We start from the raw sequence: 22215 nt of genomic DNA, 5'->3' as shown, positions 1-22215 counted from the left end.
AATATAAATTCCTTAATGTCTGCTAACTTTCACCCTTTAGTTTATGTAATTGACTATATTCTTGGAATTATAATGTGGACTTTAGTTGGAAGAGTAGCAATGAATATCTTTCAAAGAGAGGACTCAAATTTTTTCTTCATGAAAGCTTTTGTAAAATTTACCAATCCCTTATTAAGAATTTTTAAACCTGTTACTCCTTCTTTCATAATTCAACCATTGGTACCTCTTTACGTGGCTTGGTTCTTTTTTATGATTAGATTTTATTTGATGCCTTGGATCTTGGGATATTCAGTTATGGGAATGTTATCCTTCCCCCTTGAAAGTGAAATTTCTAGGCAGATTTATCAATTTTTTAATTCAATTAAATTTTAAAAATTGATACTAGTAAGTCTAGATATCAATGAAAAATATACAAATATCTCCATCAATTTTATCAGCTGATTTTAGCCAATTAGGTACTGAAATAAAAAGGCTTGAGGAAGGTGGAGCTGACATGATTCATGTAGATGTTATGGATGGACACTTTGTTCCAAACTTAACAATCGGTCCTCCAGTAATTAAAGCTCTCAGAAAACATTGTTCATTAAAATTCGATGTTCATTTAATGATTTCTCCAGTGCATAAATATATAGAAGCTTATGCTGATGCAGGAGCAGATATAATTACCGTACATCCTGAAGCAACTGATAATTTAGAAGAGACAATAAATAAAATAAAAGATCTAAAGAAAAAGGTAGGAGTATCTCTCAATCCTGAAACAAGTATAGATTTAATTAAAAATCTTTTAGATAAAATTGATTTAGTTTTAATAATGAGTGTAAATCCTGGGTTTGGTGGACAAAAATTCATGCCAGAAGTTTTAGAAAAAATTAAACAATTAAAGAATATTAGAGAAATAGAAAAACTTAACTTTGATATTGAAATAGACGGTGGGATAAATTTTGATAATTGTAAAATAGCAATTGAAGCTGGTGCTAATATTCTTGTATCTGGTACAACGGTTTTTAAAAGCAATGATGGAGATATTAAAAAGAATATTAATTTATTAAAAACAAAATAAGTTAATGCAATCTCAAAATTCCTTAAATCTTTCTAATGGAATATTTTTTAAGTTAAAATCTTCATTTAAAAAATTATATAAAAGTTCAAATTTTTATGAAAAACGAATTTCAAAAACTTTTGACAACAATTTTGAATATAAACCAAGCCCTCATCTTTTATCTTCAATTATAAAGTATCAGAAAAAAAAATATAAAATTGAAGATTTTGTAACTGAAACTATCTGGACAAACAATATTTCTTCTAAAGACTTTAAAAAACTAAACAATTTTTTTTGGTTTTTTAGTTTGGATTTAAAATCATCTAAAGAAACCACGCAATCAATTATTCTCAATTGGATTAATAAAAATGAAAAATTTGATGAAAATATTTGGGAATTCAATATTACTGCAAAAAGAATTATTGCTTGGCTTTCTAATCATCAGTTAACTTATGAAGATAGTAATGAAGAATATAGATTGTATTTTAATCATATGCTTCAAAAACAAACTAACCATTTATTAAATGAGATCAAAAATTTAGATGAAACAGAAGAAAAACTGATTGGCTGTGCTGCAATAATTTTAACAGGTTTAGCGTATAAAGATGAGAAAAATTATTTAGACAGTGGTTTAAATATATTAAAAAATTTAATCAAACACTCTCTTAATAAACAAGGTTTTCCCAAATCAAGAAATATTCAAAATTTAGTTTTTTATCTCAAATATCTCATCATTATTAGAGAGTGGTTTAAAGAATCACAAAATCCAATTCCAGAATATATTGATGAAACTATATATTATTTAGGATCCAGTTATGCTTTTGTATGGCAAAATATAAAGCAAGATATCTTTTTTAATGGAAATTATTCATCTAATCATAATGAATTTGACCAATATTTAAAACGATTTGGATATACTTTTAAAAATCAAATAAATGAGTTAGCTGGATATACAATATTGCAAAATAAAAAATTTATCCTAGCAGCTGACATTGGATCAAATCCTGAAAAAATATATACCAAAAATTATCAGGCAGGCGCTTTATCTTTTGAAATTTTTTCTAAAGATAAAAAATTAATTTCAAATTCTGGATATTATCCAGATCCAAAAAACAGGCTGAATAAATTTTCCAAAAGCACCGCTTTACAAAGTACACTTTCAATTGAAGATTATTCTTCATGCGATTTTATTAAAGCTGGTGATAATTTTTTGATACAAAAAGATTTAAAAATTGAAAATAAAAATATAGTTTTTGAGAAGAATTATTGGAAAATTTCAGCTAGTCATAATGGTTACTTCAAAAAGTTTAAATTAGATCATCATAGAGAAATAGAATTCTATCCTGAACAATTTAAATTTATTGGTCATGATAAAATAGTAAGAAAAGATCCTGATAAGCAAATTAAATTTGATATTAGATTTCATCTTCATCCCGACTCTAAAGTTATGAAAACACAAAATAATAAGTTTATATTAATACAATTAGAAGATGAAGGTTGGCAATTTAGTTGTGATAACTATGATATAAATATTGATAATGGTTTATATTTCGGTAATAAAAATTCGTATCAAGAAAACCAAAATATATTTATCTCTGGCATGAGTAATGAAAATGAACAAATAATTAAATGGGAAATAAGTAAAATATAATGAAAAAAATAAAGACAGCTCTTATTTCTGTATCAGATAAAAATAATTTAAAACCAGTTTTAGAAACTTTAAAAAAATATCAAATCAAAATTATTAGTTCTGGTGGAACTTATAAAGAAATAAAAAAATTAAAATTTAATTGTTTAGAAGTATCTGATTTTACAGATTCTCCTGAAATTTTAGAGGGAAGAGTTAAAACCCTACATCCAAAAGTACACGCAGGAATCTTAAATAAAAGAAACAATAAAAAACATTTAAATGACTTAAAGAAAAATAATTTTGAAAATATTGATCTAGTAATTGTAAATTTTTATCCCTTTGAAAAAACTTTAGAAACTACAAATAATCACAAAAAAATAATTGAAAATATAGATGTGGGAGGTCCCACTATGGTTAGGTCTGCTGCTAAAAATTATAATGATGTAACAGTGATTACTTCTGCAGATCAATATCAAGAATTAATAAATGAAATAAATAAAAATAATGGAGCTACATCATTAAATTTCAGAGAAAAACTATCAAGAATAGCCTTTACTGAAACTGCTTACTATGACTCTGTAATTTCAAGTTATTTTAATAAAAAGGCTAATATACACTTGCCAAATAAAAAAGTTTTTTCTGCAAATTTAATTGAAAAACTTAGGTATGGAGAAAATCCACATCAATTTAGTGGATATTATTCGAAAAATTTAAAAAATAATTTAAAACAACTTCAAGGAAAACAACTAAGCTACAATAATTACAACGATATTTTTGCTGCATTAACTATTTCAAAATCTTTACCAAAAAACAAAGGTACTGTAATTGTAAAACATACAAACCCTTGTGGTGTATCAATAAATTCAAATCCTATAGATAGCTATAAATCTGCATTAGCATGTGATCCCATAAGTGCTTTTGGAGGAATTGTTTCTTGTAATTTTAAAATAAGGAAAAATCTTGCAGTTGAACTAAATAAACTTTTTTTAGAAGTAATTATTGCTAATGGTTTTGATAATGAATCTCTAAAGATATTTAAAACTAAAAAAAATTTACGTGTAATTGATGCAACAAATTATTCAATTAGTGAAATTACAAAATTCAATTCATCAAATGAAGCAATATTAGTTCAATCTGAAGACTTAAAAATATTCAAAAATAAAGATTTTAAAATTGTGTCTAAAAGAAAACCAAGTCCTAAGCTGCTTAGAAATTTAATTTTTGCATTCAATGTTTGTAGATATGTCAAGTCAAATGCAATTGTTCTTGCAAAAGATGAATCAATTGTTGGTATTGGATCGGGCCAATCAAGCAGATTAGATAGCTGTGAGATAGCAATTAATAAAATGAGAAAATTTAATCTGTTTGGAAATAATTTAGTTGCAGCGTCAGACGCTTTCTTCCCTTTTGTAGACGGAATTGAAAAATTAGTTCAATCAGGAGTTCAAGCTGTTATTCAACCTTCAGGATCTATTAGAGACAAAGAAATAATTAAATTTGCTAATGAAACAGGTACTATTCTAGTCTTTTCTAAGACAAGACATTTCAGACATTAGTAACTCTATCTATCTTAGCGGCTAAAATAAAATCATTTTCTGAAATACCTTTAATTGCATGAGTAGTAATTTTAATCTCTGCATAACCCCAACCAAAACTTATATCTGGATGATGTCCTTCCTCTTCAGAAATTTTTCCAACCTCGTTAATGAAGTTTTGACTTTTTATAAAATTTTCAAATTTAAATTTTTTATGTAAAAAAAATATTTTATTTTCATCTTCTTTAATTTCCCAACCATCAACTTTCTTTTGATATTTATGAATTTCAGAAATGTCGAATGGGATCACACCACCTTCACAAGGTAAACATTTTTTTTTTAAAAGATCTTCACTCATAAAATTTGGAGCGGGCAAAGGGGGTCGAACCCTCGACCTTCTCGTTGGCAACGAGACGCTCTACCACTGAGCTATGCCCGCAACTTAAATTATTATTGAAAATAGAAGGTTTTTGATTTTTTAGCAAGAGACTATTTTAATTAAATTATTACCTAACTGTGTTCTACAGCGAAACAGAATTGGACAAGTTAAATGCTCAGAAAATATTTGGTAGATTTAAATTATAAAAAATTAATTAATAATTTAATTCATTTAAATATTTTTCAAAAGCTATTTGTATCTTTTTTCTATATTCTTCATTCAGAATTTTTTTCCAGTCATTCTTGGGACCTAAATTGAAAAAAGGTATTTTCTTATCTCTGTTGTCTCTATTGGTAATAGCTTCAGAAAATCCGTATTTTGCCTCATTTTTTTTAAGTGCATCGAAAGTGGTAGATCGTAAGGTTTTTTTAATCTTATCTTTATCAAGATTTTTTTTATTATGTGTAATTTTGTTTATAAATCTTAAAACATCAGAAAATGTTACATAAGTAGAATTTAATAAATCCTCATACTTTATAATTTTAACTGGGATTTTTTTCTGAACTTTCCAAGATTTATAATTTGTGCTCCAAGAACTTATAAATTGAAAATCACTATACCCATCTTTTTCAAATTCTAAAACATTGTATATAAATTTTTTCTCTTGAGCCATCCATTCAAAAGCTTGCTTGTCATCTAATTGATAATGATTTTTAACGGATGTAATAACATTTCTTGGATCTCTCACAACATAAACACAACCTAAAGAATTTTGTGAATTTGTGAAATCAAAATTGTTGACTTTTCCAAAAACATTATGTGTTTTAAAAAATTTAACTTTTGATGCAGAGTTTATCTTTTCTTGTGCTTTAATCCAATATTTACAAGTGTCACCTGGAATGTTTTTGTCATGATTAAATTCTTTGAAATAGTTACTTGTAGGAAATTGATCAATATTTTTTAATAAACTCTGATTAAAAACACCATCTTTAGAAAAAAAATATGTACTTATTAAAGCTCTTAGCCAAGTATTTCCACTCTTAGGATAAGATGCAATCCATATAATCATATAATTATAAATATAGAACAATAATTTAATTTTTGTTAATAATAATATATGAAAAATCTTCCTTCTAAATTACCTATATTCCCATTAAGTAATTTTATAATATTTCCAAAAACTGCTGTTCCACTAAATATTTTTGAGCCAAGATATATTGATATGGTTGATGATAGTATGAAATCAAACAAGTTAATTGGAATGATACAGCCCAAAAACTCAAATAATCAAAATGAGCTTCCCGATTTACATCAAGTTGGGTGCGTTGGAAAAATTACTAGTTTTAGAGAAACAGATGATGGCAGATATTTAATAGAATTAAAGGGTGTATCAAGATTTAAATTCATTAAAGAAATAGATACTTTGACCAAGTATAGAATTTTGGAAGTAAACTATGATGACTATATTGAAGATTTAGAAAATAAAAAAGAAGATCTTAAGTTTTCAGATTTAGAGCTAATTTTTAAAGATTTAAAATCATTGTTTGAAAAAAAAGGTTTTATCATTAATTGGAAAGCATTAGAAAAACAAAGTTTAGACGAGACAATAAATGCCTTAGCTATGGCGTCACCTTTTTCCTTAGAAGAAAAACAAGTTTTGTTGGAAGCACAAAATCTAGATATTAGAAAAAATAAAATTGCAGAGATATTAAAAACATACACTCATGATATCTATGAAAATAACACTATTCAATAATCAATAATTCAAACCAGTATCTGCTAATTTTTTTAGTATGTTATTTATAGAATTTTTTCTTCCAATATATTTTAAAGAATTTACAAGAAAATTATTCTCAATCTTACTTTCGTAATTAAAAAATTCATAAATAAAGTCAATTCCGTTGGAAAAAATAAAATTTCTATGTTTTACATTTTTTTGGAATTCTTCATTAACAGAACTATTTATTGGTAATCCAAGATCTATTTTGTTTTGGATTATCTCTAACAATATTTTTATATCTCTAATAGTCATATTAAAACCTTGTCCAGCTAAAGGGTGTATTTTGTGAGTTAATTCACCAAAAGCTAATATATTATTATGATAATAATTTCTTAAATTTGCAGACAATAATTCGAATGAAGATATTTTTTTAATTTTTTTTATTTTATATTTTGGATTATGTAAGTTAATAAGTTCAATTAAATTTTCTTCTTGTATTTTAGCAGTATTTTTTATTGAATAAACAATAGAGGTTTCTTTATTAGAAATAGGTAGAAACGCTAAAGGTCCAATCCTTGTAAAAACTTGTCTAGCGATTTTATTATCGATTTTTTCATGTTCTACTATTAAAGTATAAGCTAAACTTTTGTATCTTTTGATAATTTTTTTACTAAAAAATTTTTTTGTAATTAGGTTTGAAAAATTTAAATTAATTAAAAGATTATATTTGTTTTGAATATTTTCTAAATTTATTTGATTTTGTATTTTAACTAATTTATTTTTTTTGAGACTTTTTTCTAAGATATTATAAAGATCAAAACTTCTAACCATTGAAAAAAGTTCTTGATTTTTATTTTGAAACTCCAATAATTTTTCTTTATTTAGTTTATCTGAGAGAATTTCAATTTTATTTAATTTCCAGATTATTTTATCAACATTAACTATATTATTATTAAAATACTCAACATTACTTTTTGTAATACCTATAGTCCTAGATTGATCTATTAGTTGTTTTTTTTTATCTCTTAAAATATCTACATGTATATTCTGATTAACTAAAGCTTTAGCTAAAGCTAAACTAGTTAGTCCACTACCTATTAAACAAATCCTCATATTATTTTTAATTTTAACAACAAAAATTAGATGATACAAAGTGGTATAATTGATTTGTATAAATGGACATTAAAAAAACAGTTAATTTATTACTTAATTTTACTTTAAAGCGATTAGCAGAAATATCTGGTATAGTAATTTTCTCTGCTGGTATTCTTTTATTTATTGCACTTTTCTCATATTCACCTGAAGACCCTAACTTTATTTTTCCTAAAGATACTAAAATTAAAAATTTATTAGGTTTTCAAGGAAGTTTTATTTCTGATCTTTTTTTTCAATCTTTTGGATTCATTGCTTATCTTATTTCTTTCACATACATAATTACTGGTATCAATATATTTCGATTAAAGGAGTTTTTTTTAATAATTGAAAATACTTTTATAGCAATATTATATATTATAATTGGAACGTTATTTTTAAACCATTTTTATTCTGATGCTTTTACACTTTATATAAATGGTAATGGAGGTTTTGTAGGAGGCTATTTTGGACAAACTTTTTTAAACTCAATTATTCTTATAAATGAAAAATTGATTTATTATATTTTAATTATACTATTAATTACTTTATTTCTATTAAGTGTAAATTTTCATCCTATTAAATTTTATAATTTTTTAACTAAAATTTTTAAATTTTTTAATAAAAAAGAAAATAAATCTTACACTGATAAAAGTGAACTTATAAGTGAATATATTCCTCAAGAGGAAATCAAAAACTTAATACAAGAAGACTTGCCATTTATTAAAGCAGAAAATAAATCAAATTCTAAAAATAAATTTCAATTACCAAAAATTGAATTGTTAAAAGTTCCAACTAAGAAAGAAAGAGAAAATTCAAATAAAAATGAAACAAATGATCCTAAATTTTTAGAAAAAATTCTAATGGACTTTGGAGTTAAGGGAGAAATTCAAAAAGTAAGTCATGGCCCAGTTGTAACACTCAATGAATTTGAGCCAGCTGCTGGAGTAAAAGTTTCTAAAATTATAAATTTATCAGATGACATTGCTAGAAATACTAGTTCTGAATCTGCCAGAATTTCAACTATACCAGGTAGCAATACAGTAGGTATTGAGTTACCAAATAATTCAAGAGAAAACGTTTATCTTAGTGAAATTTTAAATAACGCAGATTTTAAAAAGAAGGAAACAAAATTGCCTATAGCCCTTGGTAAAAATATTTCTGGAAAACCTATTGTAGGAGATCTATCTTCAATGCCTCATTTACTAATTGCTGGTACAACAGGTTCAGGAAAATCTGTTTGTATTAATACAATTATCTTATCACTTCTTTATCGTCACACACCTGAGAGATGTAAGTTTATACTGATTGATCCTAAAATGCTTGAGCTCTCAACATATGAAGGTATTCCTCATTTATTATGCCCTGTTATAACTGAAGCTAAAAAGGCTGCATCTGTGCTTGGTTGGGTCGTAAAAGAAATGGAAAGTAGATACAGATTAATGACGAAAGAGGGAGTTAGAAATATTGATGGTTATAATACAAAACACAAACTTCCAATGCCATACATAGTAGTTGTAGTTGATGAAATGTCAGATTTAATGTTAGTTGCTGGGAAAGAAATAGAAAATTATATTCAAAAATTATCACAAATGGCCAGAGCAGCAGGCATTCATATCATTATGGCTACTCAGAGACCTAGCGTCGATGTCATTACGGGCACAATTAAAGCTAATTTTCCAACAAGAATATCTTTTCAGGTAACATCAAAAATAGATAGTAGGACAATTCTTGGAGAACAAGGGGCGGAACAGCTTTTAGGAAAAGGAGATATGCTTTATATGTCTTCTGCTAACAGAATAGTAAGAATTCACGCTCCGTTTGTTTCAGATAATGAAATAGAAAAAATAAATAATTTTTTAAGATCACAGGCAGAACCTGATTATATTGATGAAATTTTAAATTTTGCAGACGAAAAAGAGTTGGGATTAAATACAGATCAAGGAGATAAGGATGAGTTATATAAACAAGCCGTTGAGATAATTAGATCGGAGGGAAAAGCTTCTACATCATTTTTACAAAGAAAACTTCAAATTGGATATAACAGAGCAGCGAGAATAATTGACATGATGGAAGCTGATGGAATTGTGAGTAAAGCAAATCATGTTGGTAAAAGAGACGTTCTTTAAATGTTAAAGATTATTATTCTAATTTTTCTCATTGGCTTATCTAATCAAGTATACGCAAACAATAAAAATCAAATAATTAATAAATTAGAAAATATATCAAATTTAAATTTTGATTTTGAGCAAAACATTAATGGTAAAATCGAATTAGGTAATTGTACAATTCAGTATCCAAAAAAAATATTCTGTGAATATGATAAAAAAAATAAAGTTATGGTTTCTAATGGAAAATCTTTAGTTATAAAATCAAATTTAAGTTATTATAGATATGCCCTAAATAAAACACCCTTAAATTTTATTTTGGATAAAAATTTTTTATTAAAAAAAATTTCAGAATTAAATGAGGAAATAATTAATAATTCTCTGATAAAATTTACAATAAAAGAGAATAATCAGTTGATAGATATTTTTTTTGATATTAGGAATTATGAATTAGTTGGTTGGCAAACAAAAGATATCTATCAAAATACTGCGGTAACACTACTTTATTCAATAAAATTAAACCAAGTAGTTGATGAAAAAATATTTAAAACTCCACTTCAAAATTAAATTTTGACAATCTCAGATTTGAAAATTTTCATACCTCTTGATAAGTAATTATTAAGTGCATTCTTATGATCTAATGAGCATGTATGAAGCCAAACCCTCTCTACATTTTCATGAAATGACTTTTTAATAGCATCAGACAATAAAAATGATCCTAATTTTTTATTTTGATATTCTTCCAATATTCCAAAGTATGCTATTTCTACTTCTTTCTTTTCAAAATGAATAATTAATTCAAAAAAACCAACTAGATCTTTGTTATTCTTTAGTACAAAAGTTTTAACATTTTTGCTGGATACATATTTAATCCATTGTTCTTCTGACCACATCAATCTATCAATCCATTTATGATTTTTGCCTATATTTTTATAAAAAAATTTATTTAACTGGAAATCAGTTGGTTCAATTAATTTAACAATATAATCGTCTGAAGGTTTTTCGCTCTCTTGTAAATCTTTAAGGGAGTTTATTTCAAGATAGCTTCTTTTAATTTCTTCTGTCACTCAACCATTTTTCCAACACGTTCACCACCAAATAAATGAAAATGCAAATGAGGGACCTCTTGACCGCCATGTTCACTAATATTAGCTAGTGCCCTATACCCTTGGCCTACTTCTGTTGAAACACCGAGCTTTTTAGCAACTATGTTTATACCCTTCAAAAGACCTACCATCTCTTCTGATGATGCATTCACACTAAAATCATCAAGATCTATATATTTTCCTTTGGGAATTACCAAAGCATGAACTTTTTTTTGTGGGTTGATATCATGAAATGACAAAACAAAATCATCCTCATAAATTTTATTACAAGGTATCTCTCCACGTAAAATTTTAGCAAAAATATTATTCTCGTCGTAGCTCATTTTTTCCTTTTTTCTAATTCTTCCATTACTTCTTCAATTTTCACATCATTAGCTTCTAAATACATTAATAAATGATAAAATACGTCAGCTGCTTCGTGTATTTTGTTTGTATTTTCTTCTATAGCTTCAATTAATTCATCAATTTCTTCCAAGACCTTAGCTTTACTTAGAGATTTGTCAGTAAGTAATTTATTTGTATAAGAGCCTTCAACTGGATTGGTTTTTCTTTCTCTTGCAAGTTTAATTAGATTTTCTAAAGTATTAAGCATATTAAATTCTAACAGGTATTCCTTTTGAATCCAGATATTCCTTAGCTTCTTTTACGGAGTGTTTGCCATAATGAAATATTGATGCTGCTAAGACTGCACTGGCATTTCCCAATTTAATTCCATCAACTAAATGATCTAAATTTCCAACTCCACCTGAAGCAATAACCGGAATATTTACTTTAGAAGATATTTTAGACATAAGCTCAATATCATAACCAACTTGAGTACCATCTCGATCCATAGAGGTAACTAGCAGCTCTCCTGCTCCACTATCTTCCATTTTTTTTGCAAATTCTATTGCATCAATGCCAGTATTATTTCTTCCGCCATGAGTAAAAATTTCCCATTTATCTCCATTTTTTTTAGCATCAATCGCTACCACAATGCATTGAGACCCAAATTTTTTAGAACTTTCTACTACTACTTCTGGATTTTGAACTGCTGCAGTATTAATAGAAACTTTATCTGCTCCACAATTAAGTAATTTATTTATATCATCAACACTTCTAACACCTCCACCAACTGTTAATGGAACAAAGCATTTTTTTGAAGTTTTCTCTACTACATCATAAATAGTATCTCTATTTTCATTTGACGCGGTGATATCTAAGAAACAAATTTCATCTGCTCCTCCGTCTGAATAAATTTTAGCTTGTTCAACTGGATCACCTGCATCCTGCAGATCAACAAAGTTAATTCCTTTTACAACACGGCCATTTTTAACATCTAAACAAGGTATTATTCTATTTTTAAGCATTTACTTCCCTAGCTAATTCATCCAATTTTATGTCGCCATCATAAATAGCTTTTCCAACTATAATACCTTCGATATTTTTATTATTTAATTCCTTAGCTTTTTTAATGTCATCAATTGATGAAACTCCACCAGATATAATTACTGGACAATTTGATGTATCAGCAACCTTAACTGTTTCTTCAAAATTAGGACTTTGTTTCATTCCATCTCTATTAATATCGGTGTAAATTAATCTACTTGCGCCATATTCATTCACTTCCTTTAAGTAATCTAAAGTCAATTGATTTGAATTTTCTTTCCACCCAGAAACAGATAAATAACCATCTTTAGCATCTAATCCTAAAGCAATTTTATTTGGAAAATTTTTACAAGCTTCTTTTAAAAAGATTTTATCTTTAATAGCAGCACTTCCTAAAATAACTTTTTCTACACCAGCATCAGTATATTTCTGAATACTTTCAAAATTTCTTACTCCTCCACCAATTTCAATTTTAAGATCAAATTTGGACACTATTTCTTCAATAATATCTAAATTTACTGTTTCACCAGTTAAAGCTCCATCTAGATCAACTATGTGTAAATTTTTAAAACCATGATCTTTGTATTTGGCTGCTTGTTCAACTGGAGACATTTCGTATTCAGTTTTATTATTAAAATCTCCTTTTACTAACCTCACACACTTTTTGTCTTTAATATCTATTGCTGGAAATATCTTCATTATAAATTTATAAAATTATCAATTATTTTGAGCCCAATTTTATCACTTTTTTCAGGGTGGAACTGAGTTCCAAAAATATTTTCTTTTTCAACTGAACAAACGATATTCGAAGAATAATCTGTTATTGCCGAAATTACTTTTTTATCTTCTGGAACAAACTCATAACTATGAACAAAATACATGTGAGATTTATTTTCAATATTTTTAAATATTTTGCTATTTTTCATTATATTAATTTCGTTCCAGCCGATATGTGGAAGTTTATATTTTCCATTTTGATTATCTATCTTTGATACCTTGCCTGAAATCCAGCCAAGTCCTTTTGTTTCTGTTTCTTCATAACCTATGTCTGCAAACATTTGTAAACCAACACAAATTCCTAGAAGTGGTTTTTTATTACTTATTGCAAATTCGTTTAATGCATCTACCAAACCATTAATATCATTAAGTGCATCAACACAACTCTTAAACGAACCCTGTCCAGGCAAAACTACTTTATCGGAAGATTTAATCTTGTTTAAATCTGAAGTTACTTCGATATTTACTTTATCTCTCGCAACCTCCTTAAAAGAGTTTATTACCGAGCTTATATTACCCGAATTATAATCAACAATTGTGACGTTCATTAAACTTATAATGAGCCTTTAGTGGATGGAATACTTTTTTTGCTTCTAGGGTCCATCTCTAGTGCCTCTCTTAATGATCTTGCTAATGCTTTATAGCAAGATTCAATGATGTGGTGACTGTTATCACCATAAATATTTTCGACATGCATTGTAATACCTGCGGCTTGTGAAAATGCCTGGAACCATTCTTTAAACAGTTCTGTATCCATCTCACCAAGTTTCTCAACCTTTAGTTTTACTTTCCAAATTAAATATGGCCTGTTTGAAACATCTATTGCAACTCTAGTTAACGTTTCATCCATTGGAATAACTCTGTGTGCATATCTTTTGATGCCTACAAATTTTTTTGCAGCTTTTTTTAAAGCTTCGCCAATTGCAATTCCTGTATCTTCTGTCGTGTGGTGAAGATCAATATGAGTGTCTCCTTTTGCTTTTACTTTCAGGTCGATTAGAGAATGCTTTGATAGTTGCTCAAGCATGTGATCTAAAAAACCTATTCCTGTATCAATCTGATATTTACCTTTACCATCGATGTTTAATTCAACATTGATACTAGTTTCTTTTGTTTTTCGAGAAACTTTTCCTTTTCTAGCCATATAATGTAAATGGTATACATACTTAATCCAACTATATCAATATTAGTGTAAAGACTTGAAGTATCAAAAATAGTTACCATTTATTAGATATGACAACAATTGTACTAGTTAGAAAAAATGATGAAGTTGTGGTTGCTGGTGACGGACAAGTAAGTATGGGAAATACTGTTGTCAAAAGTACAGCATCAAAAGTCAGAAAAATTGAAAAAAGAGATGTGGTCGCTGGATTTGCAGGATCAACTGCTGATGCACTAACTTTATTTGAAAGATTAGAAGGAAAATTAGAAAAACATGCGGGTAACTTATCAAGAGCTGCGGTTGAATTAGCTAAAGATTGGCGAACAGATAAATATTTAAGAAGGTTAGAAGCATTAATGGCTGTAGGTGATAAAAATAATAGTTACATAATTTCTGGAACTGGAGATGTGCTAGAACCTGAAGGTGATGTAATAGGAATAGGTTCTGGTGGAAATTATGCCTTAGCAGCAGGAAAAGTTTTAATGGAAGGTGATTTATCTGCAGAGGAAGTTGCAAAAAAGGCAATTAAAGTTGCAGCTGATATTTGTGTGTTTACAAATGAAAATGTTAAAATTGAAAAAATATAATGGATAATTCAAACGTTACACCTTTACACCCAAAAGAAAAAACTCAAAAAGAAGAATCTTCTTTAGTAAGTGCTCTTTCTCCAAGAGAAATCGTTTCAGAATTAGATCGTTTTGTAGTTGGACAAAACAAAGCCAAAAAAGCTGTTGCTGTTGCATTAAGAAATAGATGGAGAAGACAGGCTTTAAAAGGAGAAATGAAAAATGAGGTTTTGCCAAAAAATATTCTAATGATTGGTCCAACAGGAGTTGGAAAAACAGAAATTTCCAGAAGGCTTTCAAAATTAGCAGAAGCTCCTTTTGTTAAAGTTGAAGCAACAAGATTTACAGAGGTCGGATACGTTGGGAGAGACGTTGAACAAATTGTTAGAGACTTAATTGAGATTGCAATTGCGATGGAAAAAGTAAAAAAAAGAAAAGAAGTTTTTGCGCAAGCCCAAAAAGCAGCTGAGGAAAAAGTACTAGATGCTTTGGTGGGAAAAAAAGCAAGCCTTGCAACGCGAGAAAGTTTTAGAAAAAGACTAAGAAATGGTGATTTAGATGACAATGAAATAGAAATCGCTGTAAGTGATACAGGCTCAAACGGTGCGTCTTTTGAGATCCCAGGTATGCCAGGTGCTAATGTTGGAATGATAAACATTGGTGAAATGATTGGTAAATCTATGGGTAACAAAGAAAAAAAGAAAAAAATGACAGTAAAAGAGTCTCATGAAATTTTAATTAATGATGAATCGGACAAACTAATTGAGCAAGATAAAATTGTTAAAGCTGCCAAACTATCAACTGAAAACAATGGAATAGTTTTCCTAGATGAAATAGATAAAATTTCTGCAAGAACCGATAGAGTCGGAGGTGATGTATCAAGAGAAGGTGTTCAAAGAGACTTGCTACCTTTAATAGAAGGAACAACAGTTAATACAAAACATGGTCCAATTAAAACAGATCACATTTTATTTATTGCTTCTGGTGCATTTCAACTTGCAAAACCATCTGATTTACTTCCAGAATTACAAGGAAGATTACCAATAAGAGTAGAACTAGAAGCTTTAACTAGTGATGATTTTAAAAGAATACTCAGAGAGCCGGACTTTAGTTTAATCAAACAATATATAGCTTTGTTAAAAACCGAAAATGTTGATCTTGAATTCTCAGATGATGGGATAGATGCAATCGCAAATATAGCCTCTGAAGTAAATACAACAGTAGAAAATATTGGTGCAAGAAGGTTACACACAATAATTGAAAAAATATTAGATGATATAAGTTTTACAGCAACTGATCGAGCTGGAGAAAAAATTGTAATTGATAAGGAATATATTAATAAAAATCTTGATAACTTAGTTAAAGATACTGATCTTTCAAAATTTATTCTTTAACATTCAAATTATAAGTATTCTAATTCTTTCATTTCATTATAAAAATTAGTTTCTATTTTCTCTTTATTTTTCTCGTCTAAATATCTTCTCCAATCATTCTTGGGTCCTAGATTAAAAAAAATTTTTCTTTTACCAGTTTTGTCATCAATTAAAGCTTCTTGAAATGTTTCTTTTTCTTCTTTAGTTTTCATGTTGTCAAAATCTGTTGTTTTTATTGCTTTATTAAGCTTAATCATGTCAATTTCTGATTTAAAACCTAATGTTTCAAAAAATTTAAAAATTTTAAGAATGACACTTTTCTTTTTAGTTATTAAATCCTCATACTTGATCAATAAATATTTTTTTGGTTTTTGAAGATTTTTCCAAGAATTATAATTAGAGCTCCAAGATCCTAAAAAAACTTTACAATTTTTAAATGTTTTTTCCATAAATCTACTTTCATCTAAAATTGTTTCAGTAGCTTCATCGATATTTAAACTATAATGATTAGCAAAAGAAGTGACAACATTTCTTGGATCTCGAACAATATAAATTGCACCTAGTGTATTTTTTAAATCTGTAAAGTTACAGTCATGTATTTTGCATAATGAACTATGAGTTTTAAAAAATTTTAACTTTCCTTTTTCTTCATTTATTAAATTTTGAGCATTTATAAAATTCTTAAAAACCTCTTTGTCATTTTCGATATCAATTCCAAGGGGTAAAAAATGATGAGTTTGCGGAAATTGAGATATTTTATTTAAATTTTCAAATTGTAAAACTCCATCTTGAGAATAAAAATATGTTGATAATATCGATCTCAACAATGTGTTCCCACTCTTTGGGTAAGAAGCTAGCCAAATAATCATTTTTTTTTATTTTTTTTTAAATATATGTAAAACGCTCCGCTACCTCCATCCTCTAATTTAGCATCCTGAATATCATTAATCATTTCGTTCAATTTTTTGTTATTTGAAATAAATTCTGGAACAGAATATTTTAAAATACTCAAATCTTTAGAGACATAAGGATTTTTTTCATTATTAGAATGAATACCTTTTCCTGTAACAACAATTAACTTGTTAACTTGTTCAGCAAAACATTTGTTAATAAATTTTTCTATAGTCCTATTAGCTTCTTCTAAAGTGTATCCATGTAGGTCAATTGATCGGGTTGAAAAAACTTTATTTTTTTTTTCTCTATAATCTTTATCAATTAATTTTTCTTTACTTTTAAGAAAATTTTCCCAATCAATTTTATCTTTATTTGAAATTTTGTCGTTCAATTATGTTAAAATACTAACTAATTGCCAATTTGGATTTTGTGATGTTATGTCTCGTGAAAAAACCCAAGTATCATAAATTTTTTTAATTTTTTCTGGATCTCCAGAAATAATTTTTTTATCTTTATCCCTGATACAAGTAATTACTTCTCCAATAAAGTTTACTGTAACATTTAAAATATTGCCTGATTTTTTATGCTCTTTTATCTCAGCTTTATTAACACCAATAAAAGTGATTTCAGCATAGTGGCCCCTACTGTCTCTTTCTTTAAGTGCTTCACTAAATTGTTTGTATACTTCATTATCAAGTAAAGGCTTACTATTTGTAATTTTATTATCATTATCACTAAAATCAGTAATTATAGTTTCATAAGCTATTTTAGCACCCTTGATAAATTCTTTCTGAGCCTGTTCATCAAAAATATTGTTGGATTTCTTTTGTGGCTCGATTTTTATGTTTTTTAATACTTCTTTAAATTGCTCTGGTGCTTTACCCTCAAATCCAGTCCTTTTACCTAATATTCCCCTAAGTCTTAAGAAAATGAATCCTGCTATCATTGCAAGTAAAATTATATCGATATACTCAAAACTGTAATTCATGTGTTGATAGTAATTACTCTGTTGATTAATTTCAACTGGCAATTTAGATTAAAGACAAATGAACCCAATATTTTTAACAATTATCTTCGTTCCGGTAATTGAAATATATCTTCTAATAAAGATAGGATCTGAAATAGGAGCAATAACAACAATATTTCTAATTTTTATCACAGCTATATTAGGGATATATTATGCAAAATATGAAGGCCTAAATACCCTCAGATCTGGTTTCAACCAATTAAAACGTAACGAAACTCCTACTTATGAAATGTTATCTGGTGCAGCTATTGCTTTTGCGGCAGTCTTATTAATAATTCCCGGATTTGCTACTGACCTATTAGGCTTTTTGTTAATTTTCCCATTAACTAGAAAATTCATATTTAATGGTTTGTTTAAAAAATTTAATAATGTAAATACCAGAAAAAATGATTTTATTGATGGTGAATACGAAGATTTAGACGAAAAAGATGACAGATAAATTTAAAATTTTAGGAAAATACATTAAGGATATGTCGAGCGAAACAAGGGACGCTGAAACATACATATATGTAAGAGACAATATTTTAAAATATCAGCTTAATATTGATATTAAATCAAAACCTTTAAAAAATAAAATGGTTGAAGTAAACACCATTCTAAAATTTGAAGATAAAAATGAAACAAAACACAAATCTCATTTCGAAATGAACTATGCAACAATTTTAAAAATAGATGACACTGTCAGTGAAAAAAAAGAATTAGAAAAAATAATTTTGTGTGATGCACAGATAAAAATATACCCTGAACTTGAAAAATCTTTTTTAAGCATGTTACATAATTCCGGTTATCCTGATATTAAGTTTGAAAAAAAAATAGATTTTGAAAATCTTTACATGCAAAGATTTAATTAATAATAATTTTTTTTTAAATAATTTTTTAAATATTCTTTATGCTTAGATACCTCATCTTTTGAAGGGGTAATAATTTTTTTATAATATGAAATTTCTGAATTTAATTTATTTAATTCAGAACTTTGTTCATTTTTAAAGTTAAGAGTGGGCTCTTTTTGATCAATTAAATTTATATAAACCTTTGCTAAAAGATCACAATCAATTAAGGCCGTATGTTGAACTCTTCTAGAATTATCAATTCTATACCTTTTACACAATGCATCTAGACTTGATGATGACCCTGGAAATTTTAATCTGGCCAATTCAAGAGTATCTATTATTTTATTACTGATTTTGCTTTCTCCTATTAACGAAAGCTCATTATTTAAATGAGCAATATCAAATTCTGCATTATGAATAATTAAGTTTTTACCTTCAATAAAATTCAAAAAATCTTTTACTATTTCAGAAAATTTTTTTTGTTTAGATAAAAAATCATCAGAATACCCATGTACCTCAAATGCCTTATCAGAAACTTTTCTTTCAGGATTTAGATATGTATGAAACTTATTTACAGGTACCAAATCATCTAATTCAATACACCCTATTTCAACTATTCTATGACCGTCTTGAACTGATATTCCGGTTGTTTCTGTATCTAAAACAATTTCTTTCATTTATAAAATTTTATTTATAATTTTTATAATTTCATTCTTAACAGGTTTTTTTGTAAATGTGTTTTTAATTATAAAATGAGATATTTTCTTTTTATAGCTTGGGCTAAATTGAATTTTCTTAAAAATTTTTAAAAGTTTTAAATTATAGTTCGGCCTTTTTTTAATTTTTTTATCAATATTTTTTTTTTTAGAGTCAACAAAAACTAATAAATCTTTTTTATTAAAAAGTTTATTTTCAATTAGTAACGGAATATCTAAAATTACAATCTTTTTGTTTTTATTTTTCTTTAAAAAAACATTAAGTTTTTTTCTTATTTCTTTGTGAACAATTTTTATTATTTTATTTAAATTATTTTGATTGTTTAAAATCGCATTTGTAATTTCATTCTTATCTACAGGAAATCTACTTATGTATTTCGGTAATTTATTTTTTAATTTTAAAAAAATTTTTTTATCTTTTTTATAAATTTTTGCTACTTCAAGATCTGCACTAAATACTGGATATCCAAAATTATTTGCTACAAAAGTTTTTCCAGAACCAATATCACCAATTATACCTATTCTAATCATTATCTAATAATTTAAATATTTTTTCACTTACATCGGGCTCAACACCATGCCACAATCTAAATGCTTCAAACGCCTGATAAATAAACATTAATTTACCATTTTCTATTTGGTTTCCTAATTTTTTTCCTAATTTTAAAAAATTGGTTTCATTAGGATTATAAATAACGTCATAAAAAAACTTACCTTGACCAATATTAGAAGTGTTTAAATCGATGGTCTCATTATTTAAACCTAAACTAGTTGCATTTATAATCATATCAAAATCAGGCACCTCACCCCAACTTACAGTATTAATTTTGTTAAATTGCATTTTTAAATCTTCAGCTTTTTTACTAGTTCTGTTACTTATAGTTATTTCTGAAGCCTCCAATTTATTTAAAGCAACAATTAATGATGGAACTACTCCACCAGCTCCTAAAATTAAAATTTTTTTATCTTTAATCTCGTAGTTCAAACTATTTATAGCTTTCTGAAAACCACTTATATCTGTATTATGACCAACGAGGTCGCCATTATTAAAACAGATTGTATTTACTGATTGTGCCTGTTCTGCTTCCAAACTTAACTTGTCTAAAAAAGGAATCACTGTTTTTTTAAACGGAACAGTAACATTACAACCATTTATTTCTTGATTTTTAATTTTATGAATAAAATTTTCAATTTCGTTTTCTTCAAGTTTAATTTTTTCATAAACTGCATTAATATTATTTTGTTTTAACCAATGGTTATGTAGTTTTGGAGACAAGGAATGACCAATCGGGTTTCCAATTACAAAATATTTTTTCATTTTTGTAAACTTAAATATTCTTTGATTTTTTTTATAGGTAAACCCATTATTGTATCTTCATCTCCATCTATGCTGCTAAATAAATTTCTACCTTCCCCCTCGATTTGATAGACGTTGTAAGCGTAAAGATTTTCATCCGATATCTTAGATAAATATTCTGCTAATTCTGTTTCTGAAAAGTTTTTCATTGTTAATGTTGCTTTATCAGTATAGTTCCAAATCATTGAGCCATTTTTTGAGATACAGACAGAGCTTATTAAAAAGTGTCGTTTTCCGTTGAGTTTTCTTAAAATTCTCATTGCTTCTTCTCTGCTCTCAGGTTTTGAAATTAACTCTCCATTTAAATCAATAACACTATCTGCGCCCAGTACTATTTCGTTTTGCTTTTTTGCACTAATTTTGTTTGCTTTTAACTCAGCCAAATTTTTTGAAATTATTTCTGGAGTAGCCTTTTCTTTAAGTAAAGATAATTTTACAATATCTTCATCAACGTTTGATGGTTCGACAATATTTTGTATATTATTTTTATCTAAAATATCTTTCCTAACTTTACTTTTAGACGCTAGAATAATTTTATTTAGCATTGTTTGAATATATTTCGTGTATTTTAATTATAGAAGCAGCAGTTTCTTCAACAGATTTTCTAGTTACATCTATTAGCGGCCACTTATATTTTTGAAATGTTTTTTTTGCTTGTAGAACTTCTTTTTTTATACTCTCTAGGTTAGTATAATTTAAACTTTCTGTTTCTTTCAATGAATTCATTCGATTTTTTCTTAAGTCTGCAAGTCTCTCGGGCTCTGTGCTTAACCCAACAACGCAAGTTATTTGAGGATTTTGTTTTAGTTTTTCAGGTAAAGAGTTTTCATTTACCAAAGGAATATTTGAAGTTTTGAAGCCCTTGTTAGCAAGATAAATAGATGTTGGTGTTTTGCTAGTTCTGCTAACTCCAACTAGAATAATGTCAGATTTTTCAACTTCGCTTATTAAATTACCATCATCGTGATTCATAGTAAATTGAATTGCTTCAATTCTATCGTAGTATTCATCATTTAAAACGTGTTGTCCGCTTGGCTCATGAGAAGCCTTTTGATTTAAAATTTTAGAAAAATTTAAAATTAAATTACCTAATACTCCAAAACAAGGTATCTTCTTTTTTTCACTCTCATTAGCCAGGTATTTAGCAAGATTATTGTCAACAATGGTATATAAAATTATTGAACTTTTGTTTTTTTTTGCATCTTCTAAAATTTTTAAAATCTGATTTTCTGTTCTTGTAAATGAATAAGAATGAACTTTATATTCTATATTTAAAAATTGTGCCTTAAGAGCTAAGAAAATCCTATCTATAGTTTCTCCAGTCGAGTCAGAAATTAAATATATTTGATATGTATTACTCATAAATAAATTGTTAATAAACGTGTATTATTTTGATTAAATTATACAATTTTAAATTTCCCCAATAACATCTGTAAAACCTGATTTTTATTAACAATAATAATAAATAAGCTAAAACAATCCACAAAAATTGAAATA

The 22215-nt window shown here is 27.1% G+C and carries 29 protein-coding genes and 1 tRNA gene; 11 read left to right on the top strand and 19 right to left on the bottom strand.

The genetic code is table 11. From position 1 onward, the window contains the following. The first annotated feature begins 15 nt into the window (after nt 1–15). Genes ACTTBE_RS05855 through purH form a run of 4 tightly spaced genes read left to right on the top strand, consistent with a single transcriptional unit; the run spans nt 16 to nt 4225 of the window. Nucleotides 16–372 carry a hypothetical protein gene (locus ACTTBE_RS05855; protein WP_440677571.1) on the top strand — a complete coding sequence of 119 codons (357 nt, stop codon included), beginning with the start codon at nt 16–18 and terminating at the stop codon, nt 370–372. A 28-nt stretch (nt 373–400) separates the two neighbouring features. Next, nucleotides 401–1060, top strand: a complete 660-nt coding sequence (gene rpe, locus ACTTBE_RS05850) for a ribulose-phosphate 3-epimerase (protein WP_440650809.1) — start codon at nt 401–403, stop codon at nt 1058–1060. Nucleotides 1061–1064: 4 nt separating this feature from the next. After that, on the top strand, nt 1065–2690 hold the full coding sequence (locus ACTTBE_RS05845) for a heparinase II/III domain-containing protein (RefSeq protein ID WP_440677570.1): 1626 nt from the start codon (nt 1065–1067) through the stop codon (nt 2688–2690). After that, the gene (purH, locus tag ACTTBE_RS05840) at nt 2690–4225 is read left to right on the top strand and encodes a bifunctional phosphoribosylaminoimidazolecarboxamide formyltransferase/IMP cyclohydrolase (protein ID WP_440677569.1); all 1536 of its coding nucleotides are present in this window, start codon (nt 2690–2692) and stop codon (nt 4223–4225) included. Before ACTTBE_RS05845 ends, purH begins: the two co-directional genes overlap by 1 nt. Here the strand turns inward: purH and ACTTBE_RS05835 are convergent. The 3 genes from ACTTBE_RS05835 to ACTTBE_RS05825 form a co-directional block, all read right to left on the bottom strand. Beyond that, the gene (locus tag ACTTBE_RS05835; RefSeq protein WP_440677568.1) at nt 4215–4562 is read right to left on the bottom strand and encodes a 4a-hydroxytetrahydrobiopterin dehydratase; all 348 of its coding nucleotides are present in this window, start codon (nt 4560–4562) and stop codon (nt 4215–4217) included. The two genes, purH and ACTTBE_RS05835, sit on opposite strands and share 11 nt — an antisense overlap. A 6-nt stretch (nt 4563–4568) precedes the next feature. Continuing rightward, nucleotides 4569–4643 (bottom strand) — tRNA-Gly (locus ACTTBE_RS05830). Between the two features lie 154 nt (nt 4644–4797). Continuing rightward, nucleotides 4798–5652, bottom strand: a complete 855-nt coding sequence (locus ACTTBE_RS05825; protein ID WP_440677567.1) for a sulfotransferase domain-containing protein — start codon at nt 5650–5652, stop codon at nt 4798–4800. A 48-nt stretch (nt 5653–5700) separates the two neighbouring features. On the opposite strand from ACTTBE_RS05825, the gene ACTTBE_RS05820 reads away from it, so the two are divergent. Further along, nucleotides 5701–6339 (top strand): LON peptidase substrate-binding domain-containing protein, encoded by a 639-nt coding sequence (locus ACTTBE_RS05820; RefSeq protein WP_440677566.1) that lies wholly within the window; start codon nt 5701–5703, stop codon nt 6337–6339. On the opposite strand, the gene ACTTBE_RS05815 is transcribed toward ACTTBE_RS05820, so the two are convergent. Continuing rightward, a complete protein-coding gene (locus tag ACTTBE_RS05815; RefSeq protein ID WP_440677565.1) occupies nt 6340–7416 on the bottom strand; it encodes a ubiquinone biosynthesis protein UbiB in 1077 nt (358 codons plus the stop codon). It lies immediately after the preceding gene. A 62-nt stretch (nt 7417–7478) separates the two neighbouring features. On the opposite strand from ACTTBE_RS05815, the gene ACTTBE_RS05810 reads away from it, so the two are divergent. Together ACTTBE_RS05810 and ACTTBE_RS05805 are read left to right on the top strand one after the other, a co-directional pair. Continuing rightward, nucleotides 7479–9563, top strand: coding sequence for a DNA translocase FtsK (locus ACTTBE_RS05810; RefSeq protein WP_440677564.1), 2085 nt, complete (start codon nt 7479–7481; stop codon nt 9561–9563). Next, on the top strand, nt 9564–10109 hold the full coding sequence (locus ACTTBE_RS05805) for an outer-membrane lipoprotein carrier protein LolA (RefSeq protein ID WP_440677563.1): 546 nt from the start codon (nt 9564–9566) through the stop codon (nt 10107–10109). On the opposite strand, the gene ACTTBE_RS05800 is transcribed toward ACTTBE_RS05805, so the two are convergent. From ACTTBE_RS05800 to hisB, 7 genes are read right to left on the bottom strand one after another with little or no spacing between them, the layout of a single operon-like run. After that, nucleotides 10106–10609, bottom strand: a complete 504-nt coding sequence (locus ACTTBE_RS05800; RefSeq protein ID WP_440677562.1) for a GNAT family N-acetyltransferase — start codon at nt 10607–10609, stop codon at nt 10106–10108. The two genes, ACTTBE_RS05805 and ACTTBE_RS05800, sit on opposite strands and share 4 nt — an antisense overlap. Continuing rightward, nucleotides 10606–10971, bottom strand: coding sequence for a histidine triad nucleotide-binding protein (locus tag ACTTBE_RS05795; protein ID WP_440677561.1), 366 nt, complete (start codon nt 10969–10971; stop codon nt 10606–10608). The genes ACTTBE_RS05800 and ACTTBE_RS05795 overlap by 4 nt, the downstream gene beginning before the upstream one ends. Continuing rightward, nucleotides 10968–11240: a phosphoribosyl-ATP diphosphatase gene (gene hisE / locus ACTTBE_RS05790; RefSeq protein ID WP_075506069.1), complete on the bottom strand. Its 273-nt coding sequence runs from the start codon at nt 11238–11240 to the stop codon at nt 10968–10970. Before hisE ends, ACTTBE_RS05795 begins: the two co-directional genes overlap by 4 nt. A 1-nt stretch (nt 11241) precedes the next feature. Further along, nucleotides 11242–11997 carry an imidazole glycerol phosphate synthase subunit HisF gene (gene hisF / locus ACTTBE_RS05785; protein WP_440677560.1) on the bottom strand — a complete coding sequence of 252 codons (756 nt, stop codon included), beginning with the start codon at nt 11995–11997 and terminating at the stop codon, nt 11242–11244. Beyond that, on the bottom strand, nt 11990–12715 hold the full coding sequence (hisA, locus tag ACTTBE_RS05780) for a 1-(5-phosphoribosyl)-5-[(5-phosphoribosylamino)methylideneamino]imidazole-4-carboxamide isomerase (protein WP_440677559.1): 726 nt from the start codon (nt 12713–12715) through the stop codon (nt 11990–11992). The genes hisF and hisA overlap by 8 nt, the downstream gene beginning before the upstream one ends. Next, entirely contained in the window at nt 12715–13341 is a 627-nt protein-coding gene (gene hisH, locus ACTTBE_RS05775) for an imidazole glycerol phosphate synthase subunit HisH (RefSeq protein ID WP_440677558.1), read from the bottom strand. Before hisH ends, hisA begins: the two co-directional genes overlap by 1 nt. A gap of 5 nt (nt 13342–13346) precedes the next feature. Then, on the bottom strand, nt 13347–13937 hold the full coding sequence (hisB, locus tag ACTTBE_RS05770) for an imidazoleglycerol-phosphate dehydratase HisB (RefSeq protein WP_440633168.1): 591 nt from the start codon (nt 13935–13937) through the stop codon (nt 13347–13349). 89 nt (nt 13938–14026) lie between these two features. On the opposite strand from hisB, the gene hslV reads away from it, so the two are divergent. Together hslV and hslU are read left to right on the top strand one after the other, a co-directional pair. Beyond that, the gene (gene hslV, locus ACTTBE_RS05765; RefSeq protein WP_440677557.1) at nt 14027–14542 is read left to right on the top strand and encodes an ATP-dependent protease subunit HslV; all 516 of its coding nucleotides are present in this window, start codon (nt 14027–14029) and stop codon (nt 14540–14542) included. Next, entirely contained in the window at nt 14542–15915 is a 1374-nt protein-coding gene (gene hslU / locus ACTTBE_RS05760) for an ATP-dependent protease ATPase subunit HslU (protein ID WP_440677556.1), read from the top strand. Before hslV ends, hslU begins: the two co-directional genes overlap by 1 nt. A gap of 8 nt (nt 15916–15923) precedes the next feature. Here the strand turns inward: hslU and ACTTBE_RS05755 are convergent, their stop codons facing one another. The 3 genes from ACTTBE_RS05755 to ACTTBE_RS05745 are packed head-to-tail and all read right to left on the bottom strand — an operon-like array spanning nt 15924 to nt 17776. Then, nucleotides 15924–16763 (bottom strand): sulfotransferase domain-containing protein, encoded by an 840-nt coding sequence (locus ACTTBE_RS05755; protein ID WP_440677555.1) that lies wholly within the window; start codon nt 16761–16763, stop codon nt 15924–15926. After that, nucleotides 16760–17179 carry a Smr/MutS family protein gene (locus ACTTBE_RS05750; RefSeq protein ID WP_440677554.1) on the bottom strand — a complete coding sequence of 140 codons (420 nt, stop codon included), beginning with the start codon at nt 17177–17179 and terminating at the stop codon, nt 16760–16762. Before ACTTBE_RS05750 ends, ACTTBE_RS05755 begins: the two co-directional genes overlap by 4 nt. Then, nucleotides 17180–17776, bottom strand: a complete 597-nt coding sequence (locus ACTTBE_RS05745) for a Tim44/TimA family putative adaptor protein (protein WP_440677553.1) — start codon at nt 17774–17776, stop codon at nt 17180–17182. A 58-nt stretch (nt 17777–17834) separates the two neighbouring features. On the opposite strand from ACTTBE_RS05745, the gene ACTTBE_RS05740 reads away from it, so the two are divergent. After that, nucleotides 17835–18254, top strand: a complete 420-nt coding sequence (locus tag ACTTBE_RS05740) for an FxsA family protein (RefSeq protein WP_440677552.1) — start codon at nt 17835–17837, stop codon at nt 18252–18254. Further along, entirely contained in the window at nt 18244–18666 is a 423-nt protein-coding gene (locus ACTTBE_RS05735) for a protein-export chaperone SecB (protein ID WP_440677551.1), read from the top strand. Before ACTTBE_RS05740 ends, ACTTBE_RS05735 begins: the two co-directional genes overlap by 11 nt. On the opposite strand, the gene dnaQ is transcribed toward ACTTBE_RS05735, so the two are convergent. Genes dnaQ through ACTTBE_RS05710 form a run of 5 tightly spaced genes read right to left on the bottom strand, consistent with a single transcriptional unit; the run spans nt 18663 to nt 22080 of the window. After that, the gene (gene dnaQ, locus ACTTBE_RS05730) at nt 18663–19322 is read right to left on the bottom strand and encodes a DNA polymerase III subunit epsilon (RefSeq protein WP_440677550.1); all 660 of its coding nucleotides are present in this window, start codon (nt 19320–19322) and stop codon (nt 18663–18665) included. The genes ACTTBE_RS05735 and dnaQ overlap by 4 nt on opposite strands. Then, on the bottom strand, nt 19323–19892 hold the full coding sequence (locus ACTTBE_RS05725) for a dephospho-CoA kinase (RefSeq protein ID WP_440677549.1): 570 nt from the start codon (nt 19890–19892) through the stop codon (nt 19323–19325). Then, on the bottom strand, nt 19885–20679 hold the full coding sequence (gene aroE / locus ACTTBE_RS05720) for a shikimate dehydrogenase (protein ID WP_440677548.1): 795 nt from the start codon (nt 20677–20679) through the stop codon (nt 19885–19887). The genes ACTTBE_RS05725 and aroE overlap by 8 nt, the downstream gene beginning before the upstream one ends. Further along, entirely contained in the window at nt 20676–21263 is a 588-nt protein-coding gene (locus ACTTBE_RS05715) for a Maf family protein (RefSeq protein WP_440677547.1), read from the bottom strand. Before ACTTBE_RS05715 ends, aroE begins: the two co-directional genes overlap by 4 nt. Beyond that, the gene (locus tag ACTTBE_RS05710; protein WP_440677546.1) at nt 21253–22080 is read right to left on the bottom strand and encodes a pyruvate, water dikinase regulatory protein; all 828 of its coding nucleotides are present in this window, start codon (nt 22078–22080) and stop codon (nt 21253–21255) included. The genes ACTTBE_RS05715 and ACTTBE_RS05710 overlap by 11 nt, the downstream gene beginning before the upstream one ends. Nucleotides 22081–22215: the final 135 nt, after the last annotated feature.

Origin of the sequence: Candidatus Pelagibacter sp. HIMB1587 (assembly GCF_052047775.1) — a bacterium.
Lineage (GTDB): Bacteria > Pseudomonadota > Alphaproteobacteria > Pelagibacterales > Pelagibacteraceae > Pelagibacter.
Note: the sequence above shows the minus strand (reverse complement) of the source record. Positions and strands in the feature narration are given on the sequence as shown.